The sequence below is a fragment of the Janthinobacterium fluminis genome, assembly GCF_028595325.1.
GTDB classification, from domain to species: domain Bacteria; phylum Pseudomonadota; class Gammaproteobacteria; order Burkholderiales; family Burkholderiaceae_D; genus Janthinobacterium; species Janthinobacterium fluminis.
Genome location: NZ_JAQQXR010000003.1, coordinates 320066 through 337983 on the forward strand (window position 1 = coordinate 320066; position 17918 = coordinate 337983).

15 protein-coding genes are annotated in these 17918 nt (G+C 66.3%); 6 read left to right on the forward strand and 9 right to left on the reverse strand.

Going from position 1 to position 17918, the window contains the following annotated elements; all coding sequences use genetic code 11:
• Window positions 1–93: 93 nt before the first annotated feature.
• A complete protein-coding gene (locus OIK44_RS10140; protein WP_474522665.1) occupies window positions 94–873 on the reverse strand; it encodes an NAD(P)-dependent oxidoreductase in 780 nt (259 codons plus the stop codon).
• A gap of 137 nt (window positions 874–1010) precedes the next feature.
• On the opposite strand from OIK44_RS10140, the gene OIK44_RS10145 reads away from it, so the two are divergent.
• From OIK44_RS10145 to OIK44_RS10155, 3 genes are all read left to right on the forward strand, one after another.
• Complete coding sequence (locus tag OIK44_RS10145; RefSeq protein ID WP_273670623.1) at window positions 1011–1910, forward strand: LysR family transcriptional regulator; 900 nt, start codon at window positions 1011–1013, stop codon at window positions 1908–1910.
• Between the two features lie 109 nt (window positions 1911–2019).
• Window positions 2020–3171 (forward strand): M20 aminoacylase family protein, encoded by a 1152-nt coding sequence (locus OIK44_RS10150; protein WP_273670624.1) that lies wholly within the window; start codon window positions 2020–2022, stop codon window positions 3169–3171.
• A 108-nt stretch (window positions 3172–3279) separates the two neighbouring features.
• Entirely contained in the window at window positions 3280–3816 is a 537-nt protein-coding gene (locus tag OIK44_RS10155; protein ID WP_273670625.1) for a DUF2058 domain-containing protein, read from the forward strand.
• A gap of 19 nt (window positions 3817–3835) precedes the next feature.
• On the opposite strand, the gene dacB is transcribed toward OIK44_RS10155, so the two are convergent.
• Together dacB and OIK44_RS10165 are read right to left on the reverse strand one after the other, a co-directional pair.
• The gene (dacB, locus tag OIK44_RS10160; protein WP_273670626.1) at window positions 3836–5293 is read right to left on the reverse strand and encodes a D-alanyl-D-alanine carboxypeptidase/D-alanyl-D-alanine endopeptidase; all 1458 of its coding nucleotides are present in this window, start codon (window positions 5291–5293) and stop codon (window positions 3836–3838) included.
• A gap of 7 nt (window positions 5294–5300) precedes the next feature.
• Window positions 5301–6539 carry a nucleoside recognition domain-containing protein gene (locus tag OIK44_RS10165; protein ID WP_273670627.1) on the reverse strand — a complete coding sequence of 413 codons (1239 nt, stop codon included), beginning with the start codon at window positions 6537–6539 and terminating at the stop codon, window positions 5301–5303.
• 230 nt (window positions 6540–6769) lie between these two features.
• Here OIK44_RS10165 and OIK44_RS10170 point away from each other — a divergent pair, with 230 nt between their 5' ends.
• Window positions 6770–8542: an ABC transporter substrate-binding protein gene (locus tag OIK44_RS10170; protein ID WP_420213842.1), complete on the forward strand. Its 1773-nt coding sequence runs from the start codon at window positions 6770–6772 to the stop codon at window positions 8540–8542.
• Window positions 8543–8662: 120 nt separating this feature from the next.
• Entirely contained in the window at window positions 8663–9568 is a 906-nt protein-coding gene (locus OIK44_RS10175; RefSeq protein ID WP_273670628.1) for a YihY/virulence factor BrkB family protein, read from the forward strand.
• Between the two features lie 350 nt (window positions 9569–9918).
• Here the strand turns inward: OIK44_RS10175 and OIK44_RS10180 are convergent, their stop codons facing one another.
• The 6 genes from OIK44_RS10180 to OIK44_RS10205 all read right to left on the reverse strand — a co-directional run bounded on the left by OIK44_RS10180 (window position 9919) and on the right by OIK44_RS10205 (window position 16616).
• Entirely contained in the window at window positions 9919–11046 is a 1128-nt protein-coding gene (locus tag OIK44_RS10180) for an acyl-CoA dehydrogenase family protein (protein WP_273670629.1), read from the reverse strand.
• 20 nt (window positions 11047–11066) lie between these two features.
• On the reverse strand, window positions 11067–11735 hold the full coding sequence (locus tag OIK44_RS10185) for an SDR family oxidoreductase (protein WP_273670630.1): 669 nt from the start codon (window positions 11733–11735) through the stop codon (window positions 11067–11069).
• A gap of 75 nt (window positions 11736–11810) precedes the next feature.
• Complete coding sequence (locus tag OIK44_RS10190; protein WP_273670631.1) at window positions 11811–13007, reverse strand: acetyl-CoA C-acyltransferase; 1197 nt, start codon at window positions 13005–13007, stop codon at window positions 11811–11813.
• On the reverse strand, window positions 13000–14826 hold the full coding sequence (gene aceK / locus OIK44_RS10195; protein WP_273670632.1) for a bifunctional isocitrate dehydrogenase kinase/phosphatase: 1827 nt from the start codon (window positions 14824–14826) through the stop codon (window positions 13000–13002). Before aceK ends, OIK44_RS10190 begins: the two co-directional genes overlap by 8 nt.
• 82 nt (window positions 14827–14908) lie before the next feature.
• Window positions 14909–16093 (reverse strand): isovaleryl-CoA dehydrogenase, encoded by a 1185-nt coding sequence (locus OIK44_RS10200; RefSeq protein ID WP_273670633.1) that lies wholly within the window; start codon window positions 16091–16093, stop codon window positions 14909–14911.
• A 115-nt stretch (window positions 16094–16208) separates the two neighbouring features.
• The gene (locus OIK44_RS10205; protein WP_273670634.1) at window positions 16209–16616 is read right to left on the reverse strand and encodes a MerR family transcriptional regulator; all 408 of its coding nucleotides are present in this window, start codon (window positions 16614–16616) and stop codon (window positions 16209–16211) included.
• A gap of 848 nt (window positions 16617–17464) precedes the next feature.
• On the opposite strand from OIK44_RS10205, the gene OIK44_RS10210 reads away from it, so the two are divergent.
• Window positions 17465–17872 (forward strand): hypothetical protein, encoded by a 408-nt coding sequence (locus tag OIK44_RS10210; protein WP_273670635.1) that lies wholly within the window; start codon window positions 17465–17467, stop codon window positions 17870–17872.
• The last annotated feature ends 46 nt before the right edge of the window (window positions 17873–17918 follow it).

The following is a 17918-nucleotide window of genomic DNA, read 5'->3' on the forward strand; positions in this document are numbered from 1 at the left end:
ATAGGGCTTCCAAGGTTGCGCCGCGCCGCGCCTGGGCGCCGTGCGGCAGGTTGGCGAAGCGTCGCCTTGCTTGCGCGACGCGGGTAGGGTGTATCAATTCATGGCGTCGGGCGGGCCGCCGCCGGCCGCCGCCCACAGGCGCCCGGCCGCCCGGCCCAGCGGGGCGGCGGCGCTGCTGGCGTCGATCAGGTGCATGGCCAGGTTCAGGTCCGACTGCAGGTGGCGGGCGTCGGTGACGCCGTCGTAGAGTTGCCGCGCGCGGTGCAGCGTCAGGCGCGGGTCCAGCCCCAGCGCCGCGGCGATGCGCGCCGCCTCGTCGGCGATCAGCAGCTCGGTGCCGACGACGAGTTGGCGGAGCAGCCGGGCGGCGTGGCCGGCGCCGGCCGGGCCGGCATGCACCCGCCGGGTGCTGATGGCGGCCAGCACGGGCGCGATGGTGTCGATGTGCGCCTGTTCGCCGCCCAGCAGCAGGTCCAGCGTGCCGGTGATGGCCGCTTGCGGACCGCCGCTGGCGGCGCCGTCGAGGTAGTGGATGCCCATCGCCTCCAGCGCGCCGGCCACCTTGCGGGCGCTGTGCGGCGCCGTCGGGGTGGTGTCGAGCACGATCAAGCCGGCCGGCCCGTTGAGCAGCAGGCCGTCGGGGCCGAAGACGAGTTGTTCGACGGCCGCCGAGTTCGGCAGCGCCAGGATCAGCAGTCCGGCCGTGCTGGCGGCGCCGGCCAGGGTGCGGGTGACGGCGACGCCCTCGTCCTGCAGCGTGTCGCGGGCCTGCGCCGAGTCGTCATGGCCGAGCACGCGGAAGCCGCCGCGCCGCAGCGACATGATGATGCCCCTCCCCATACTGCCCAAACCAATCACACCGACTCTGTTCACGGTCATTCCTAACGGTTCATGCGGCATCGGCATAGCGGACGATGCACTATTTTGCGTGGCCTTGAGTGTGGTTGTTTTGCTTGCAAGAATCAATTACAATAAATGCCCTCTTTTGTTCTAATTCAGAGAACACCCCGATGGCAGAATCAATCAATGAAAGCCGCATCGCCTATCTGTACGAGGCGGTGCGTTGCGGCACGGTGCGGGGCGCGGCCGACTGGCTGGACGTGGCGCCGTCGGCCGTCAGCCGGCAAATCACCCTGCTTGAGCAAGAGCTGGCCGTCAACCTGATGGAGCGCAACAAGCGCGGCGTCAGCCCGACCGAGGCCGGCAAGCTGCTCGTCGAGTATTTCCGCGAGCAGCGCTCGCACCAGGCCGACCTGTTGTCGAAATTGCAGGAAATCCGCGGCCTGCGGCGCGGCGCCATCTCCGTCATCATGGGCGAGGGCTTCATCGCCGACGTCGTCGGCGGCCCCATCAACCAGTTTTGCACGCGCCACCCGGACATTTCCGTGGTGCTCAACATCGCCGGCACGAACGAGGTGATACGGGCGGTGGCCATGGACGAGGCGGAAATCGGCCTGGTCTTCACGCCGCCGGCGGACCCGAAGATCGTCAGCCGGGCGTCGATGGTGCAGGCCGTGCATGCCATCGTCGGGCCGGACTTTCCCCTGCTGGGCAAGGTGGACTCGCTGACGCTGGCCGATTTGCAGCCGTATCCGCTGGCCCTGACGCACATGACCTATGGCATGCGCCAGGTGGTCGAGGCGGCGATGATGCTCGACAAGGTGCGCCTGACGCCGACCGTGACGACCAATTCCATCACCGTGCTGCGCCACTTCGTCCGTTCGGGCCTGGGGGTGACGTTGCTGCCGACCTTCGCCATACGGGGCGAGCTGGAGCGCGGCGAATTGTTCGCCATCCCCGTCGCCAATGCGGCGCTGGCCGGCGCCGAAACCCATCTGATCACCCGCGTCGGGCGCAAGCTGTCCGTGGCCGCCAACCGCCTGATGCAGCAGATCAACAGCCAGATGTGAAGCGGCCGCCGTTGCGCTAAACAGAACAAGATCGCGCAAGCGGAGTGCTGGCGGTGCCGGATGGGAGCGGTTAGATTGTCAGCCGATCAGCATCCCACCGGAGAACAAGATGACGGACGACCAGATTGTCGAAGTAATGCGCAGCTGCCGCAGAGCCCTGCACGCCCGCCCCGAGACGGCTTTCGAGGAACATGCCACGGCGCGCCTGCTGGCGGAAACGCTGCGCGCCCACGGCATCGACGTCTTCGAGGGCGTGGGCCGCACCGGCCTGGTGGCCGTGCTGCGCAACGGCGCGGGGCCGTCGATCGGCCTGCGCGCCGACATGGACGCGCTGCCGGTGCAGGAGGCCAACAGCTTCGGCCACCGCTCCGTGCACGATGGCAAGATGCACGCCTGCGGCCACGACGGCCACGCGGCGATGCTGCTGGGCGCGGCCCTGCACCTGAACGCCAACCGCGACTGGCGCGGCACCGTCCACTGCATCTTCCAGCCGGCCGAGGAGGCGCTGGGCGGCGGCAAGGTGATGGTCGAGGAGGGCCTGTTCGAGCGCTTCCCCTGCGACGCCGTGTACGGCTTGCACAACTGGCCGGGGCTGCCGGCCGGCAGCTTCGCCGTCAACCACGGGCCGATGATGGCGGCCTTCGACACCTTCGAGATCAGCGTCGACGGCAAGGGCTCGCATGCGGCCATGCCGGAAAAGGGCATCGACAGCCTGGTCATCGCCAGCGAGATCGTGCTGGCGCTGCAAACCATCGTCAGCCGCCGCCTGGCGCCGCAAGTGCCGGCCGTGGTGACGGTGACGCAGATCCACGGCGGCGACGCCTGGAACGTGATCCCGGCGCAGGCCGTGCTGCGCGGCACGGTGCGCTGTTTTTCCGAGCCGGTGCAAAGGCAGATCCACGGCCTGATCGGCGAAATCGCCGGCGCGGCGGCGGCCATGCACGGCGGCCGCGCCACGCTGACCTACCATTACGCGTATCCGCCGACCATCAACAGCGACGCGGAAACGGACCTGGCGATTGCCGCGGCGACGCAGACGGTGGGCGCCGACAAGGTGATATACGACTGCCAGCCGTCGATGGCCTCGGAAGACTTTTCCTTCATGCTCAGGGTCAAGCGCGGCGCCTACATCTGGATGGGCGTCGACGGCGACGTGCCCAGCGCCACGCTGCACAACCCGCACTACGACTTCAACGACGACACCCTGGTGGTCGGCATGCGCTACTGGCACAACCTGGTGCTGGCCTGCGGCGCCGCATAGGGGCGGCGAGGCCGTTCCGGCCGGGGCCGACATTTTTGCTATGCTTACGTCTTTACACCGGCCGGCGCCGCCGCCCTGGCCGGTGGCCCCCATTTACGGAGTAGCACGATGGTCTCGTTACAAGAGCAGTTTTTGAAAGCTGGCCTGGTCGACAAAAACAAGGTCAAACTGGCCAACCAGGACAAGAGCAAGCAGAAGAAGGTCGAACGCCGGACCGGCACGCAAAGCGTCGACGAGGCGCGCGTGGCCGCGCTGGAGACGCAGCGCAAGAACGCCGAACGGGCCCGCGAGCTCAATGCCCAGCGCGACGCGGCCGCCAACCAGAAGGCGATCGTGGCGCAAATCGCCCAGATGGTGGAGAAGAACCGCCAGAGCAAGGGCGCCGGCGACATCGCCTACAATTTCACCCACGACAATAAGATCGAGCGGCTGTATGTGTCGGCCGCCGTCCAGGCGCATTTGGTGGCCGGGCGGCTGGTGATTGTCTGCCTGGGCGGCGTCAGCGAATTGGTGCCCCGCGTCATTGCCGACAAGATCGCCGAGCGCGACCCCGCGCTGGTGGTGCGGGTCAAGCAGAGCAGCGCCGTGGTCGAGGAGGACGATCCCTATGCCGCCTTCCAGATCCCCGACGACTTGATGTGGTAGCGCGGGCCAGGCCGCCGTCTCAAGCCGGCGGCAGCCCGGACGCGGCCACCCAGTCGATCAGCGCGTCGAGCGCGGCGCGGCCGGCGCCGTTGCCGACCCGCTCGTGGTTGATGAAGGCCACCACCACGCACTGCTCGTTGTTGGCGTCCGGCACATAGCCGGCGATCGCGACGACATTCTCCAATCCCCCCGTCTTGATGCGCGCCCGCGCCGCCGCCGCGCTGTCGCGCAGGCGCCGGCGCATGGTGCCGTCGAGCGCGGCGATCGGCAGGCTGGAGAGGAATTCCGGCGCCCACACGCTCTGGCTGCCGACGCGCAGCACGGCGGCCAGCTGGGCCGGGCGGATGCGCTCCGTGCGCGACAGGCCGGAGCCGTTTTCGATCACCAGGTCGGCCTCGTCGATGCGGTGGCGCAGGAACCAGTCGCGCACCACCTGGCGGGCGCGCACGGCCGTGTCCGCGTCGCCGGCCGCCAGCGGGCGGCTGCCGAAGTAGGCGTCCGACTCCAGGCTGCCCAGGCTCAGGTAGAGCAGGCGGGCCTGGGTGTTGTCGGAGATTTTATTGATGTCGCGCAGCACCTCGGGCAGGGCGCGGGCCACGTGGTCCGCCAGCAGGCGCGTGCCGGCCGGCGTGGCCGCCTCGCGCACGGCGCCGCCGAAGCTGCCGCCCAGGCGGCGCCAGGTGGCGCGGAACAGGCGGTCGGCGTAGTCCTGCCGGTCGAGCACGTTGACATGCACGGTGTGCGCGCAATTGCGCGGGAAGCTGCCGTGCAGCAGCACCTTCAGCTTGCCGTCCTCGCCCCGCACATAGTCGGGCGTGCGCCAGCCATCCTCCCATTTCGCGCAGGGGGCGTCGACCAGCTTCATGTCGGCGCCGACGCTGACGCCTTCCAGCGGCGGCATCATCAAGAGCTTCAACTGCTGCTGCGTCGAGCTGATGTCGATCTGCAGCATGTTGGTGTTGAGCAGCAGGGCGTCCGGCACGACGTTGTAGCGGAATTCCGGCATCCGGTCGAACTGCGGCGTGACGCGGTCGGGCCGGGCCGGCCGGAACAGCTGGCGGTCCAGCAGCAGGTCGCCCTTGATCTTCTTGACGCCCTGGTTGCGCAGCTTTTGCAGCATGTGCTCCAGCACGTCGGCGTCGAAGTCGGCGTCGCCGCCGCCGCGCAGCACCAGGTCGCCCTGGAGCACGCCGCCGACCAGATCGGCGCCGCTGCGCAGCTCCGTGCGGCCGCGGAAGATCGGCCCCAGTTGCTCCAGCCCGACCAGGGTGGTCACCAGCTTCATCGTCGAGGCCGGCTGCATGCTGCGCTCGGCGCCATGGGCCAGCACGGTGGCGTTGCCGCGCAGGACGACGGCGCCGACGGCCTCGTCGGGGATATTGGCCGCGCGCAGCAGGCGGGCGACCGGCTCGGGCAGCTCGGCGTGGGCGGCGGCGCTGCAGGCCAGCAGCGCGGCGAAGGTGGCGCGTCGTAACATAGTGACCTCAGTGGAAAAAGACATAGGCGACGCCGATGGCGGCGAGCACGCCGGCCAGGTCGGCGATCAGGCCGGCGGAGATGGCGTAGCGGGTTTTGCGGATGCCGACGGAGCCGAAATACAGGGCGACGATGTAGAAGGTGGTGTCGGCCGAGCCCTGGAAGATGCAGGCGAGGCGGCCGACGAAGGAATCGACGCCGTAGGTTCGCATGGCGTCTATCATCATGGCCTTCGAGCCGCTGCCGCTGAGCGGCTTCATCAGCGCGGTCGGCAGGGCCGGCACGAAGTCCGTGTTCATGCCCAGTTGCGTGAAGGCCCAGTCCATGCCGGCGACGACGAAGCCGAACACGCCGGCGTTGCGCACGACGCCGATGGCCACCAGCATGCCGACCAGATAGGGGATCACCGTCAGCGAAGTCTGAATGCCGCCCTTGGCGCCCTCGATGAAGGCTTCGTAGACGTTGACGCGCTTGCGCAGCGCGCCGATGATGAAGCCGGCGATGACGCCGATGAGTATCAGGTTGCTGGCCACCTTGGACACCAGCTCGATCTCCTGCTTGCTCAGATACTGCGTGAAATACCAGATCAGGGCGACGATGGCCGCCGTCATGCCGCCCAGCCAGCCCAGCACGGTGGCGTTGAGCAGGTTGATGCGCTGCTTGATGGCGACGGTGATGATGCCGACGACGGTGGCGACGTAGGTGGCGATCATGCAGGGGATGAAGATGTCGGACGGGTCGGCCGCGCCGAGGATGGCGCGCTGCGCCATGATGGCCAGCGGGATCAGGGTCAGGCCGGAGGTGTGCAGCACGAGGAACATGATTTGCGCGTCGGTGGCCTCGTCCTTGTTCGGGTTCAGGGTCTGCAGGCTCTCCATCGCCTTCAGGCCGAAGGGCGTGGCGGCGTTGTCGAGGCCGAGCAAATTGGCCGAGAAATTCATCACCATATGGCCGGTGGCCGGGTGGTTTTTCGGCACGCCGGGGAAGATGCGCGAAAAGAAGGGCGAGATCAGGCGCGCCAGCAGGCCGACGGCGCCGGCCTTTTCGCCGATGTTCATGATGCCCAGCCACAGGGTCATGACGCCGGCCAGCGGCAGCGCGATATCCATCACGCCCAGGCGGGCCGACTCGAAGGTGCCGTCGATGATGCGCTTGAAGATCTCATTGTCGCCGAGGAAAATCCACTGGGCCAGCGCCGCCAGGAAACCCACCAAAAAGAAGCCGGACCAGATGTAATTAAGTGCCATGTCGTTGTGTGCCTGGAATGGATGCGCAATGTTGCAGACAGAGAGTATAGAGCGGCGCGCGCCTTCGCGGGTGGGTACAATGCACAGCCGGGGACAGACCACGATTTTTTCGGCGCGCGCGGCGCGCGCGCCGAAAAAATCGTGGTCTGTCCCCTCACGCGGCGAAAAAATCGTGGTCTGTCCCCTTCGCCCCTTGCGCCGCCGTCCGTTTGCCTACGTTTGGATCCTTCATGCTTCGTTTCTGCCGCACCGCCCTCGCCGCCGCCTTCCTGTCGCTGTCCTGCTGCGGCCAGGGCCAGGCCGCCGATGCCGCCGCGCCGCCGAAGACGCTGCATATGCTGCTGACCACGGCCGAGAGCAGCCTCGACCCGGCCGTCGCGTCCGACCTCGCCAGCCTGAACCTGCTGGAAAACCTGTTCGACCCGATGCTGCGCTACGACTATCTGGCGCGGCCGCTGAAGCTGCAGGAAAACACGCTGGCGGCCATGCCCGGCGTCGAGGACGGCGGCCGCAGTTATCTGTTCCGTATCAGGCCGGGCATCTTTTTCACGCCCGATCCGGCCTTCAAGGGCGTCAAGCGGGAGGTGACGGCGCAGGATTATGTGTACAGCCTGAAACGCCTGTACGACCCCGGCCTGAAATCGCCGTGGTTGTTCCTGTTCGAGGGCAAGATCGCCGGCGACGCCGCCTTGAAGCCGGGCCAGTTCAGCTACGACAGCGCGATCGACGGCTTGCGCGCGCTGGACCGCTACACGCTGCGCATCGGCCTGACGGCGCCCGACCCGAATTTCCTGTTCTACCTGGCGATGCCGGCCACCGGCGTCGTCGCGCGCGAGGTCATCGAGGCCTATCCCGGCCAGAGCGGCAACCATCCGGTCGGCAGCGGTCCCTTCATGGTCGGCGAGTGGCGCCACAGCGACAAGATCGTGCTGCTGGCCAATCCTGGCTTCCGCAGCACCGTGTTCCACGCCGGGCCGGACGTGGCGCCGGAAGACCGGGCGCTGGCCGCCGCGCTGGAAGGCCGGCGCCTGCCGCTGGTGGAGCGGGTCGACGTGCGCATCGTCGAGGAATACCAGTCGCGCGTGCTGGGCTTTTTGAAGGGCCAGTTCGACTACCTGGAGCAGGTGCCGGAGTCGCTGACGGACATGGTGCTGGCCGGCGGCGCGCTCAGGCCCGAGCTGGCCGCCAAGGGCATCGCCCTGTCGCGCTTCCCCGTGCTGCAAACGTATTACATGTGGATGAATATGGACGATCCCTTGCTTGGCGGCTATGGCAAGGACAAGCTGGCGCTGCGGCGCGCCATCGCCCTCAGCTACAACGGCACCGAGGATGTCGCGCTGCTGAAGAAGGGGCTGGCGCTGCCGGCCCAGTCGCCGCTGCCGCCGAACGTGCTGGGCTATGACGCGGCCTACCGCGGCCCGACGCGCTACGACCCGGCGCTGGCGCGGGCGCTGCTGGACCGCTACGGCTACCGGGCGCAGGCGGACGGCTTCCGGGCCCTGCCCGGCGGCAAGCCGCTGACGCTGGTGATGCACACGGAGGCGAGCGCGGCCGGGCGCCTGCGCGACGAGTTGTGGCGGCGCAGCCTGGCGGCGGTCGGCCTGCGCGTCGTCTTCAAGAGCGACAAGAAGGGGGAAATCATCAAGGCTTCGCGCCTGGGCCAGGTGCAGATGTTCGAGACGAACTGGATCGCCGACTTCCCCGACGGCGAGAATTTCTTCCAGCTGCTGTATGGCCCCAACAGCGGCCGCGCCAACTATGCCCGCTTCAAGCTGCCCGCCTACGACAGGCTGTACGAGCAGGCGCGCCTGCTGCCCGACTCGCCGCGCCGGCGCGCGCTGTACCACGACATGGCGCAGCTGATCCATGCCTACGCGCCCTGGGTGCTGCTGACGCATCCCGTGTCGGCCGACCTGCGCCAGCCGTGGCTGAAAAATTACAAGCGGCATCCGGTCGAATTCACGGCCTGGCGTTATCTGGATGTGGCGCCGCGCCAGCATTGAAGCGGGCAAGGGCCGGCGCCCGGCACCCTTTTGCCGGCGACGAAGCCGGCGCCGGCCTTGGCGCCAGGCTCGGTAGAATACTGGTGTGGCCGTTTGGCCAGGCAACCTTGGGGTGCGCCCATGTCGACCATCCAGCGCCGCGCCGGCGCCTATGTGCTCAGCCATCCGCTGGCGTTCTTCCTGCAGACCCTGAAGGGCTTCCGCGCCAACCAGGGCCTGCTGCTGGCGGGCGCCGTCGCCTATTACTCGCTGCTCTCCATCGTGCCGCTGCTGATGCTGGTCGTCGTCGCCCTGTCGCACGTGATCGACCAGGACGAGCTGCTGGGCACGATGGCGCGCTATCTGGAGTGGCTGGTGCCGGGGCAGTCGGCCGCCATCGTTGCCGAAGTCGCGCACTTCCTCGCCCATCGCGACGTCATCGGCTGGGTGGTGCTGGCGACGATGCTGTTCTTCAGTTCGCTCGCCTTCACCGTGCTGGAAAACGCCATGAGCGTCATCTTCGTGCACCGCGTGGCGATACGGCGGCGGCGCTTCCTCGTCTCGGCGATCCTGCCCTACTGCTATATCGTCTCGCTCGGCGCCGGCATCCTGCTGGTGACGCTGGTGGCCGGCTCGCTGCAGGTGCTGGGCGAGGAAAGCCTGCAGTTTCTCGGCCGCAGCTGGTCGCTGGGCGGCGTCTCCGGCGTGCTGCTCTACCTGCTCGGCCTGGGCGGCGAAATCCTCGTGCTCAGCTCGATCTACCTGGTGATGCCGGTCGGCCGCCTGTCGGTCTGGCACGCGCTGATAGGCGGGATCACGGCGGCCCTGCTGTGGGAGGTGGCGCGCCACGTGCTGGTCTGGTACTTCTCCACCTTGTCGCAGGTGAACGTCGTCTACGGCTCGATGACGACGGCCATCGTCGTCATGTTCAGCCTGGAAATCGGCGCCACGCTGCTGCTGTTCGGCGCCCAGGTGATCGCCGAGTACGAGCGGGTCGGGCGCGGCGAGCAAGACCAGGCGGCGCAGCGCCTGCACACGGCGCCGTGAAATGAATGCGATAATTTGTTGCGCTGCACAAAATGCTGTGCTACACTACGTTCAGTGGTGAGGTTTGTTCGCAGACAGTCCCGCTATCCAAGGCCTACGCCGCGAGCCAATATGTGTAATGTTGGGGTTGTGCATGGTTGTAAGGCTTGGATTTGTAATTCCGGATACGTTGGTCGATTTACACGTCAGGGCACCACGCAGATAGCATGGGCGCCTGGGACACGATTAAAGCATTGGTAATACATTGGAACAAAGCTCGCTTCGGCGGGCTTTTTTTTCGTCCCGACAGCGGGGGACAGACCACGATTTCCAAGAAATATTTCTCGGAAATCGTGGTCTGTCCCCCGCTTTTACAGGGCGCGGGCGATGAGGATTTTCTGGATGTCGCTGCTGCCTTCGTAGATTTGGCAGACGCGCACGTCGCGGTAGATGCGCTCGACCGGGAAGTCGCTGACGTAGCCGTAGCCACCGTGCACTTGGATGGCGTCGGAGCAGACGCGCTCGGCCATTTCGGAGGCGAATAGCTTGGCCATCGCCGCCTCTTTCAGGCAGGGCAGGCCGGCGTCTTTCATCGACGCCGCGTGGCGCACCAGCTGGCGCGCCGCCTCGATCTGCGTGGCCATGTCGGCCAGGCGGAATTGCACGGCCTGGTGCTCGAAGATGGGCTTGCCGAAGCTTTCGCGCTCGCGCGCGTAGCCCAGGGCCGCCTCGTAGGCGGCGCGCGCCATGCCGACGGCCTGCGAGGCGATGCCGATGCGCCCGCCCTCCAGCCCGGACAGGGCGATTTTGTAGCCCTGGCCTTCGGCGCCGATCAGGTTGGCGGCCGGGATGCGGCAATTCTCCAGCAGGATTTGCGCCGTGTCCGAGGAGTGCTGGCCCATCTTTTGCTCCAGGCCGGCGACGATGTAGCCGGGCGCCGAGGTCGGCACCCAGAAGGCGCTGATGCCGCGTTTGCCGGCGGCCTTGTCGGTGACGGCCATGACGATGGCGACGTCGGCGTATTTGCCGCTGGTGATGAATTGTTTGACGCCGTTGAGCACGTAGTCGTCGCCGTCGCGCACGGCCGTGGTGCGCAGCGCCGCCGCGTCGCTGCCGGTGTGCGGCTCGGTCAGGCAAAACGCGCCCAGCATGTCGCCCTGGGCGAGCGGCCGCAGCCATTGTTCCTTTTGCGCCTCGTCGGCGTACATCATGGCGATGCTGCACACGGGGCAGTTGTTGACGGAGATGATGGTCGACGTGCCGCCGTCGCCGGCGGCGATTTCTTCCAGCACCAGGGCCAGCGAGACGTAGTCGAGGCCGGCGCCGCCCAGCGCTTCCGGCACGGCCACGCCGAAGGCGCCCAGCGCCGCCAGTTCCTTCAGTTCGGCCTGGGGAAAGTAGTGTTCCTTGTCCCAGCGGGCCGCGTGCGGCGCCAGGCGCTCCTGCGCAAACGTGCGCAGGGCGTCGCGTATCATTTCGTGTTCGTCGCTCAGTATCATGGGGGGCTCGGGAAAAGGGTTTACCAGCCGATCGGCTTGCCGTCGTGGTGGAGGTAGGCGGCCTGGCTGGACGGGGCCAGCGCGGCCAGCGTGGCGCGGATGCCGGCGGCGCTTTCTTCGGCCGACAGGTCGGCGCCCTGCCCGCCCATGTCGGTGCGCACCCAGCCCGGGTGCAGGGCGACGCAGGTGGCGCCCTTGGCGCCGAAGCGCTGCGCCGTGTCGATCAGCACCGAGTTCAGCGCCGCCTTGCTGGCGCGGTACAGCGTGCCGGTCGGATTGTCGCGCTCGCTGAGGGAGCCCATGTGCGAGGACAGCGCCGCCAGTTTGCCGCGCGCCGCGCAGACCATGGGCGCGATCAGCGGCAGCAGGCGCATCGCCGCCAGCACATTGGTGTGCATGACCGCGTCGAAGTCCGATTGCAGCGGGAAGCCGTCGTGGCGCGGGCCGTAGACGCCGGCGTTGAGGATGGCCACGTCGAGGTGCTCGCCGTCGAGCTTCCAGCCCAGGGCGGCGCAGCCTTCGACGTCGGTGACGTCGAGCTGGTGGGCTTCCGCGCCCAGTTCCTTGAGGGCGGCGCAGTGGTTTTCCTGGCGCGCGGTGGCGATGACGCGCCAGCCCTGGCCCAGGTACTGGCGCACCAGTTCCTGGCCGATGCCGCGCGATGCGCCGATGATGAGTGCTGTTGGCATACTTTCCTTGAAATGTGGGGGGCGCACCCGCGGTGCGCGGGCGCCGCCGGGCAAGGCCCGCCGGCGCGCCCTTGTTTACGCCAGTTCGATGGCCATCGCCGTCGCTTCGCCGCCGCCTATGCACAGGGCCGCGACGCCGCGCTTGCCGCCGCTTTTCTTCAGCGCGCCGATCAGCGTGACGAGGATGCGCGCGCCCGAGGCGCCGATCGGGTGGCCCAGCGCGCACGCGCCGCCGTGGACGTTGATTTTGCTGTGCGGGATGTCGAGATCGTGCATGGCCGCCATCGGCACGGCGGCGAAGGCTTCATTGATTTCGTACAGGTCGACGCTGCCGCTGCTCCAGCCGGTCTTGGCGAACAGCTTGCGGATGGCGCCCACCGGCGCCGTCGTGAACAGCGCGGGCGCCTGGGCGTGGGTGGCGTGGCCGTGGATGGTCGCCAGCACCGTGCAGCCGAGCTGCTTGGCGGTCGAGGCGCGCATCAGCACGAGGGCGGCGGCGCCGTCGTTGATCGACGACGAGGAGGCCGCCGTGATGGTGCCGTCCTTTTTGAACGCCGCCTTCAGCGCGGGGATTTTTTCCAGGCGCGCCTTCAGCGGGCCCTCGTCCTGCTCGATGACGCTGTCGCCGCCGCGGCCGGAAACGGTCACGGGCGCGATTTCCCAGGCGAAGCCGCCGTCCTTGGCGGCCGCCTGGGCGCGCTGCACGGAGGCGATGGCGAAGGCGTCCTGCGCCGCGCGGGTGAACTGGTATTGGCTGGCGCATTCCTCGGCGAAGGTGCCCATCGAGCGGCCGTTGCCCTTCTCGTCCTTGGTGTAGGCGTCCTCCAGGCCGTCCAGCATCATGTGGTCGTAAATCATGCCGTGGCCGATGCGGTAGCCGCCGCGCGCCTTGGGGATCAGGTAGGGGGCGTTGCTCATCGATTCCATGCCGCCGGCGACGATCACGTCGGCGCTGCCGGCCAGCAGGGTGTCGTGGGCGAAGATGGCCGCCTGCATGGCCGAGCCGCACATTTTCGACAGCGTGACGGCGCCGGCCGAGGTCGGCAAGCCGGCCTTCAGCGCCGCCTGGCGGGCCGGCGCCTGGCCCTGGCCCGCCATCAGGCAATTGCCGAAGAAGACGTGTTCGACGGCGTCCGGCGCGACGCCGGCGCGCGCCACCGCGGCCCGGATGGCAACCGCGCCCAGGTCGCTGGCGCTGACGCCGGCGAAGTCGCCCTGGAAGGCGCCCATGGGGGTGCGGGCCGCACCGACGATAACGATAGGATCATTCATGATGGTGGTTCTCCGAAAAAAGCGGCTGTGACACGGCCGGGATGGTGTGGGTGGTTTGATTGCAAAAACGAATGTGCTGCGGGTAGGGGAACACGTCTTCGATGATGCCGTCCTGGATGCGCTGCTTGCGCGCCTGCCAGAACGCCGGCGTCAGCAGGTCGGCGTGGTGCTTCATGAAATACTTGCGGATGCGCGGATTGCCCAGCAGGAAACGGCCGAACTGCTCGGGGAAGACGTCGTGCTTGCCGATCGCGTACCACGGCTCGGCCGACATTTCCTCTTCCTCGTTGCGGGCCGGCGGAATCAGGCGGAAGTTGCAGTCGGTGATGTACTCGATTTCATCGTAGTCGTAGAAGACGACGCGCTGGTGGCGGGTGACGCCGAAGTTCTTGTAGAGCATGTCGCCGGGGAAGATGTTGGCCGCGACCAATTCCTTGATCGCGTTGCCGTATTCCAGCAGGCCATGCTCGACCTTCGCTTCGTCGGCCTCTTTTTCCGCGTTGCTCAGCCAGATGTTGAGCGGCATCATGCGCCTCTCGATGTAGAGGTGCTTGATGATGATCTTGTCGTCTTCGTACTCGACCAGGGAGGGCGCGAAATGCTCCAGCTCGGCCAGCAATTCCTCGGCGAAGCGGGCGCGCGGGAAGGCCACGTTCGAGTATTCCAGCGTGTCGGCCATGCGGCCGACGCGGTCGTGGTGCTTGACCAGCAGGTATTTTTCCTTGATCTGGGCGCGCGTGGTTTCCTTCGGCGCCGGGAAGAAGTCCTTGATGACCTTGAACACATAGGGGAAGGACGGCAGCGCGAACACCAGCATGACGAGGCCGCGGATGCCGGGCGCGCTCTCGAAGCGGTCCGAGGAGTGCTTCAAGTGCTGCAGGTAGTCGCGGTAGAACAGGGTCTTGCCCTGTTTTTGCAGGCCGAGTATCGTGTAAATCTCGCTGCGCGGCTTGCGCGGCAGCAGGCTGCGCAAGAACTGCACATAGGCGGAGGGCACTTCCATGTCGACGAGGAAGTAGGCGCGCGTGAACGAGAACAGTATCGTGATCTGCTCCTGGTCGAACAGCACGGTGTCGAGGAAGAGCTGGCCCCGGCGGTCGTGCAGGATCGGCACGATGAAGGGGTATTCGCGGTTGCCGTTGATGCCCTTGCCGACGATGTAGGCGCCCTTGTTGCGGTAGAACAGGCTCGACAGCACCTGGATCTGGTGGTTCGGCTCCAGCCGGTCGGCGCCGAAAATCTGTTTCAGGCGCGCCTCGACGAGGCCGACGTCGCGGTCCAGGTCGGCAAAAACGCAGTTCAGCTGGAAATTCGTGATGATGCGCTTGAGCGTGAAGCGCAAGCCGTCCTTGCCCGGATAGTAGACGCGGTAGGTCGGATTCAGCTCCTCCGTCTCGATGTACTCGGTGGAGACGACGGGGCGCACGAAGATGAAATCGTTATGGAAATAGGTGCGGTGCAGGATGTTGCAGCAGACGGAGTTGAAGAAGGTTTCCGCCAGCTCCGGCTGCTTGTGGTCGGACAGCATGCCGATGTAGTGCAGCTTCAGCTCGCGCCACACTTCGTCCGTCAACTCCGCCTCGTCGTACTCATCTTCGAGCATCTGCACGCATTCCTGCACGCGCTGGTCGTAAAAGCCGATGCGCTCGCGGGCCGCCTGCTGGGCCGCGGCCCAGGCGCCGTGCTCGAAATGCTGCTTGGCGTGGCGGCTGGTGCGGCGGAACAGGCGGTAGTGCTTGTCGAAGCCGTCGCGTATCGTGCGCGCGATGTCGAAGGCGATTTGCGAAGACAGCAGTTTGGGGAAAGCAATTTGTGTCATCGTCCGTCCCGATCGAAGATTAGTTCAGCTAATAAAAAACCCGTTTTCATCAGGGTAGCTAATCCGCGCGCGCCCGGCTACCTTACAGCGTTTCCGCGAACAATTCGCGGCCGATCAGCATGCGGCGGATTTCGCTGGTGCCGGCGCCGATTTCATACAGTTTCGCGTCGCGCCACAGGCGGCCGGCCGGATACTCGTTGATGTAGCCGTTGCCGCCCAGCGCCTGGATCGCCTCGCCGGCCATCCAGGTTGCCTTCTCCGCACTATACAGAATGGCGCCGGCGGCGTCCTTGCGCAACTGGCGCACCGCCTCCGGCGTCGTGGCGCGGTCGCAGGCCTGGCCGACGGCGTAGACGTAAGCCTTGCAGGCCATCATCGTCGAATACATGTCGGCGAGCTTGCCCTGCATCAGCTGGAATTCGCCGATGGGCTGGCCGAACTGCGTGCGCTCGTGCACATACGGCACCACCAGGTCCATGCAAGCCTGCATGATGCCGAGCGGGCCGCCGGACAGCACGGTGCGCTCGAAGTCCAGGCCCGACATCAGCACGTTGACGCCCTTGCCCAGGCCGCCCAGCACGTTCTCGGCCGGCACTTCGCAATCCTGGAACACCAGTTCGCCCGTGTGCGAGCCGCGCATGCCCAGCTTGTCGAGTTTTTGCGCGATCGAGAAGCCCTTGAAATGCTTTTCGATCAGGAAGGCCGTCATGCCTTTCGAGCCGGCCGCCAGATCGTTCTTCGCGTACACCACCAGCACGTCGGCGTCGGGGCCGTTGGTGATCCACATCTTGGTGCCGTTGAGCACCCAGCGGTCGCCCTTCCAGTCGGCGCGCAGCTTCATGCTGACGACGTCCGAGCCGGCGTTCGGCTCCGACATGGCCAGCGCGCCGATGTGCTCGCCCGACACCAGCTTCGGCAGGTACTGGGCTTTTTGCGCGTCCGTGCCGTTGCGCTTGATCTGGTTCACGCACAGGTTCGAGTGGGCGCCATACGACAGGCCGACCGAGGCGGAGGCGCGGGAAATCTCTTCCATCGCGATGATGTGGGCCAGGTAACCCATGCCGCTGCCGCCGTACTGCTCGTCGACGGTGATGCCGAGCAAGCCCAGCTCGCCCATCTTGCGCCACAGGTCCATGGGAAACTGGTCGCTGCGGTCGATCTCGGCGGCGCGCGGGGCGATCTCGGCGGCGGCAAATTGTTGGATCGCTTCGCGCAGCGCGGCGATGTCTTCGCCGTGGTCAAAAGTTAAGCCTGGAAGATGGAGCATGTCGTCCTCGTCGAATAGACAGTTAGCGGAAAGAGTGAAGAGCCAATGATACGCTTATGTGACGTTAACGTAAACGTAAAGTGCCTGCCGCGCCGTTGCCGGCGCGGCCCCGGCCTTAGGGCGCCGGCACATGCGCGCCGGCGGCCACGCCGGCCAGCAGGCGCTTGCATTCCTCCTCGTGGGCGGTGATCTCGGCCAGCGCCATTTCGATGTCCTCGCGCTGCTGCTCCAGGGTTTCGCGGTGCTGCGCCAGCACGCCGAGGAAGCGGTTCATCTGCGCGCTGGTGTCCTTCGGCGTTTCATACATATCGACCAGGCTCTTGATCTCGGACAAGGCCAGGCCCAGGCGCTTGCCGCGCAGCGTCAGCTTCAACCGGGTGCGGTCGCGCGGCGTGTAGACCCGGTTGCGGCCGCCCGCGCCTTCCCGTGTCGGGCTGAGCAGCCCCTGATCTTCATAAAAACGGATCGCGCGTGCGGTGACGTCGAATTCGCGCGCCAGTTCGGTGATGGTATAGGTCGGCATCTTTTTCTTGCTTACTGTTAAAGTTCTTCGGCAACGCCGCATGCGGGACAGCCCGTGCGGCGGCTTCCGTTTACGTCAACGTCAATCGCATTGTAGCGCGCCTGTCCGAAAAGTGAAGCCGAAAGATCGCCCGCGAATCGGCGCGCCGCCGCACCCGTCCGGCCGGCCGCGCCGGGGCAGATGCCGGAATGCAAGAATTAGCATCCATCGCTTGTGTCCGCCCTGGCGCCGGCCTACACTCGCATGCAGGATGGACTATTAGTCGCAATTGGTGACCAGAACTGGCGGGTCGCCACGGCGGGCGGCCGCGCGCCCCGCGCCGCGCCGGCTGGCCGGCGACGATACGGGGCAATACGGCTTGCCGCGCATGCCCAACGATGCGCCGCTGCCTGCGCCGCGGCGGCGAGGCCATCCCCGGCGCCGCCGGCCGGATGCACCGGGCCGATGCGCCGGCCGGCCTGTGCGCGGGGGCGTGCGGCGGCCGGCGTCATGTCGCCGCCGCGCCGTGCGCACCGGCTCAGTTTTACCCTGGGGGAAGCATTGACCCATCTGTATAAGGTGTGGGCCGACACAATTGTGAAACGCGAAACCGGTTTGGACGAAATCGTCCGTTTCCGCACGAAGTAGAGAAATATGGCCGGATTTTGCGGTGCCGCTGCGCCGGCCGCCGCCGTGGCGGGAAATTTCAACCCCGGACCCCGCCAGCCGCAGTATTTTATTCGGTTTCTGCCATGGCAAAAAAACACGATAAGGAGTGTGAAGTGTTAAATAACAATATTAGGCAAGTCACAATTAAGTTGTCTATTCAAGAGACTGACTTTCATGTTGCAACATGAAATAGTGCAACTATGAATTCTTCAAATGAACGCGAAAGTTTTAGCCAGCGCCTCCAGCAGGCGCTGAAAAACGCCCACTACTCCCCAGACAGTCCAACGCGACTGGCCCGGGAATTCAATATACGCTTCGATGGACGCCCGATTACCGTGCACGCAGCCCGAAAATGGCTGGTGGGCGAGGCCATCCCGACGCAGGAAAAGCTGCGCATGATCGCCCAATGGCTGGGCGTGCCGGCCGAATGGCTGCGTTTTGGCGGCCCGGAAAGTGCCGCCGCGGCCGGTGAGGCGTCGAACGGCTTGTCGCGGTTTGAGTCCGCTGATGTAAAATTAATTGCCGACTTGCAACGTTTAGACGAGCATCATCGCCAAATCGCGCGCGAATTTATTCGCATGCTGGTGCGGGTGAACTACCAAAAGTAACAAATTCCGGCATGCAGACCGGAACGGGCCTGGCCTTGGGAGGTGG

Coding starts and splice junctions, on each gene's coding strand:
- OIK44_RS10145 (WP_273670623.1), top strand. CDS start 1,011: ATGGCAGAATCAATCAATGAAAGCCGCATCGCCTATCTGTACGAGGCG.
- OIK44_RS10150 (WP_273670624.1), top strand. CDS start 2,020: ATGACGGACGACCAGATTGTCGAAGTAATGCGCAGCTGCCGCAGAGCC.
- OIK44_RS10155 (WP_273670625.1), top strand. CDS start 3,280: ATGGTCTCGTTACAAGAGCAGTTTTTGAAAGCTGGCCTGGTCGACAAA.
- dacB (WP_273670626.1), bottom strand. CDS start 5,293: ATGTTACGACGCGCCACCTTCGCCGCGCTGCTGGCCTGCAGCGCCGCC.
- OIK44_RS10165 (WP_273670627.1), bottom strand. CDS start 6,539: ATGGCACTTAATTACATCTGGTCCGGCTTCTTTTTGGTGGGTTTCCTG.
- OIK44_RS10170 (WP_420213842.1), top strand. CDS start 6,770: ATGCTTCGTTTCTGCCGCACCGCCCTCGCCGCCGCCTTCCTGTCGCTG.
- OIK44_RS10175 (WP_273670628.1), top strand. CDS start 8,663: ATGTCGACCATCCAGCGCCGCGCCGGCGCCTATGTGCTCAGCCATCCG.
- OIK44_RS10180 (WP_273670629.1), bottom strand. CDS start 11,046: ATGATACTGAGCGACGAACACGAAATGATACGCGACGCCCTGCGCACG.
- OIK44_RS10185 (WP_273670630.1), bottom strand. CDS start 11,735: ATGCCAACAGCACTCATCATCGGCGCATCGCGCGGCATCGGCCAGGAA.
- OIK44_RS10190 (WP_273670631.1), bottom strand. CDS start 13,007: ATGAATGATCCTATCGTTATCGTCGGTGCGGCCCGCACCCCCATGGGC.
- aceK (WP_273670632.1), bottom strand. CDS start 14,826: ATGACACAAATTGCTTTCCCCAAACTGCTGTCTTCGCAAATCGCCTTC.
- OIK44_RS10200 (WP_273670633.1), bottom strand. CDS start 16,093: ATGCTCCATCTTCCAGGCTTAACTTTTGACCACGGCGAAGACATCGCC.
- OIK44_RS10205 (WP_273670634.1), bottom strand. CDS start 16,616: ATGCCGACCTATACCATCACCGAACTGGCGCGCGAATTCGACGTCACC.
- OIK44_RS10210 (WP_273670635.1), top strand. CDS start 17,465: ATGAATTCTTCAAATGAACGCGAAAGTTTTAGCCAGCGCCTCCAGCAG.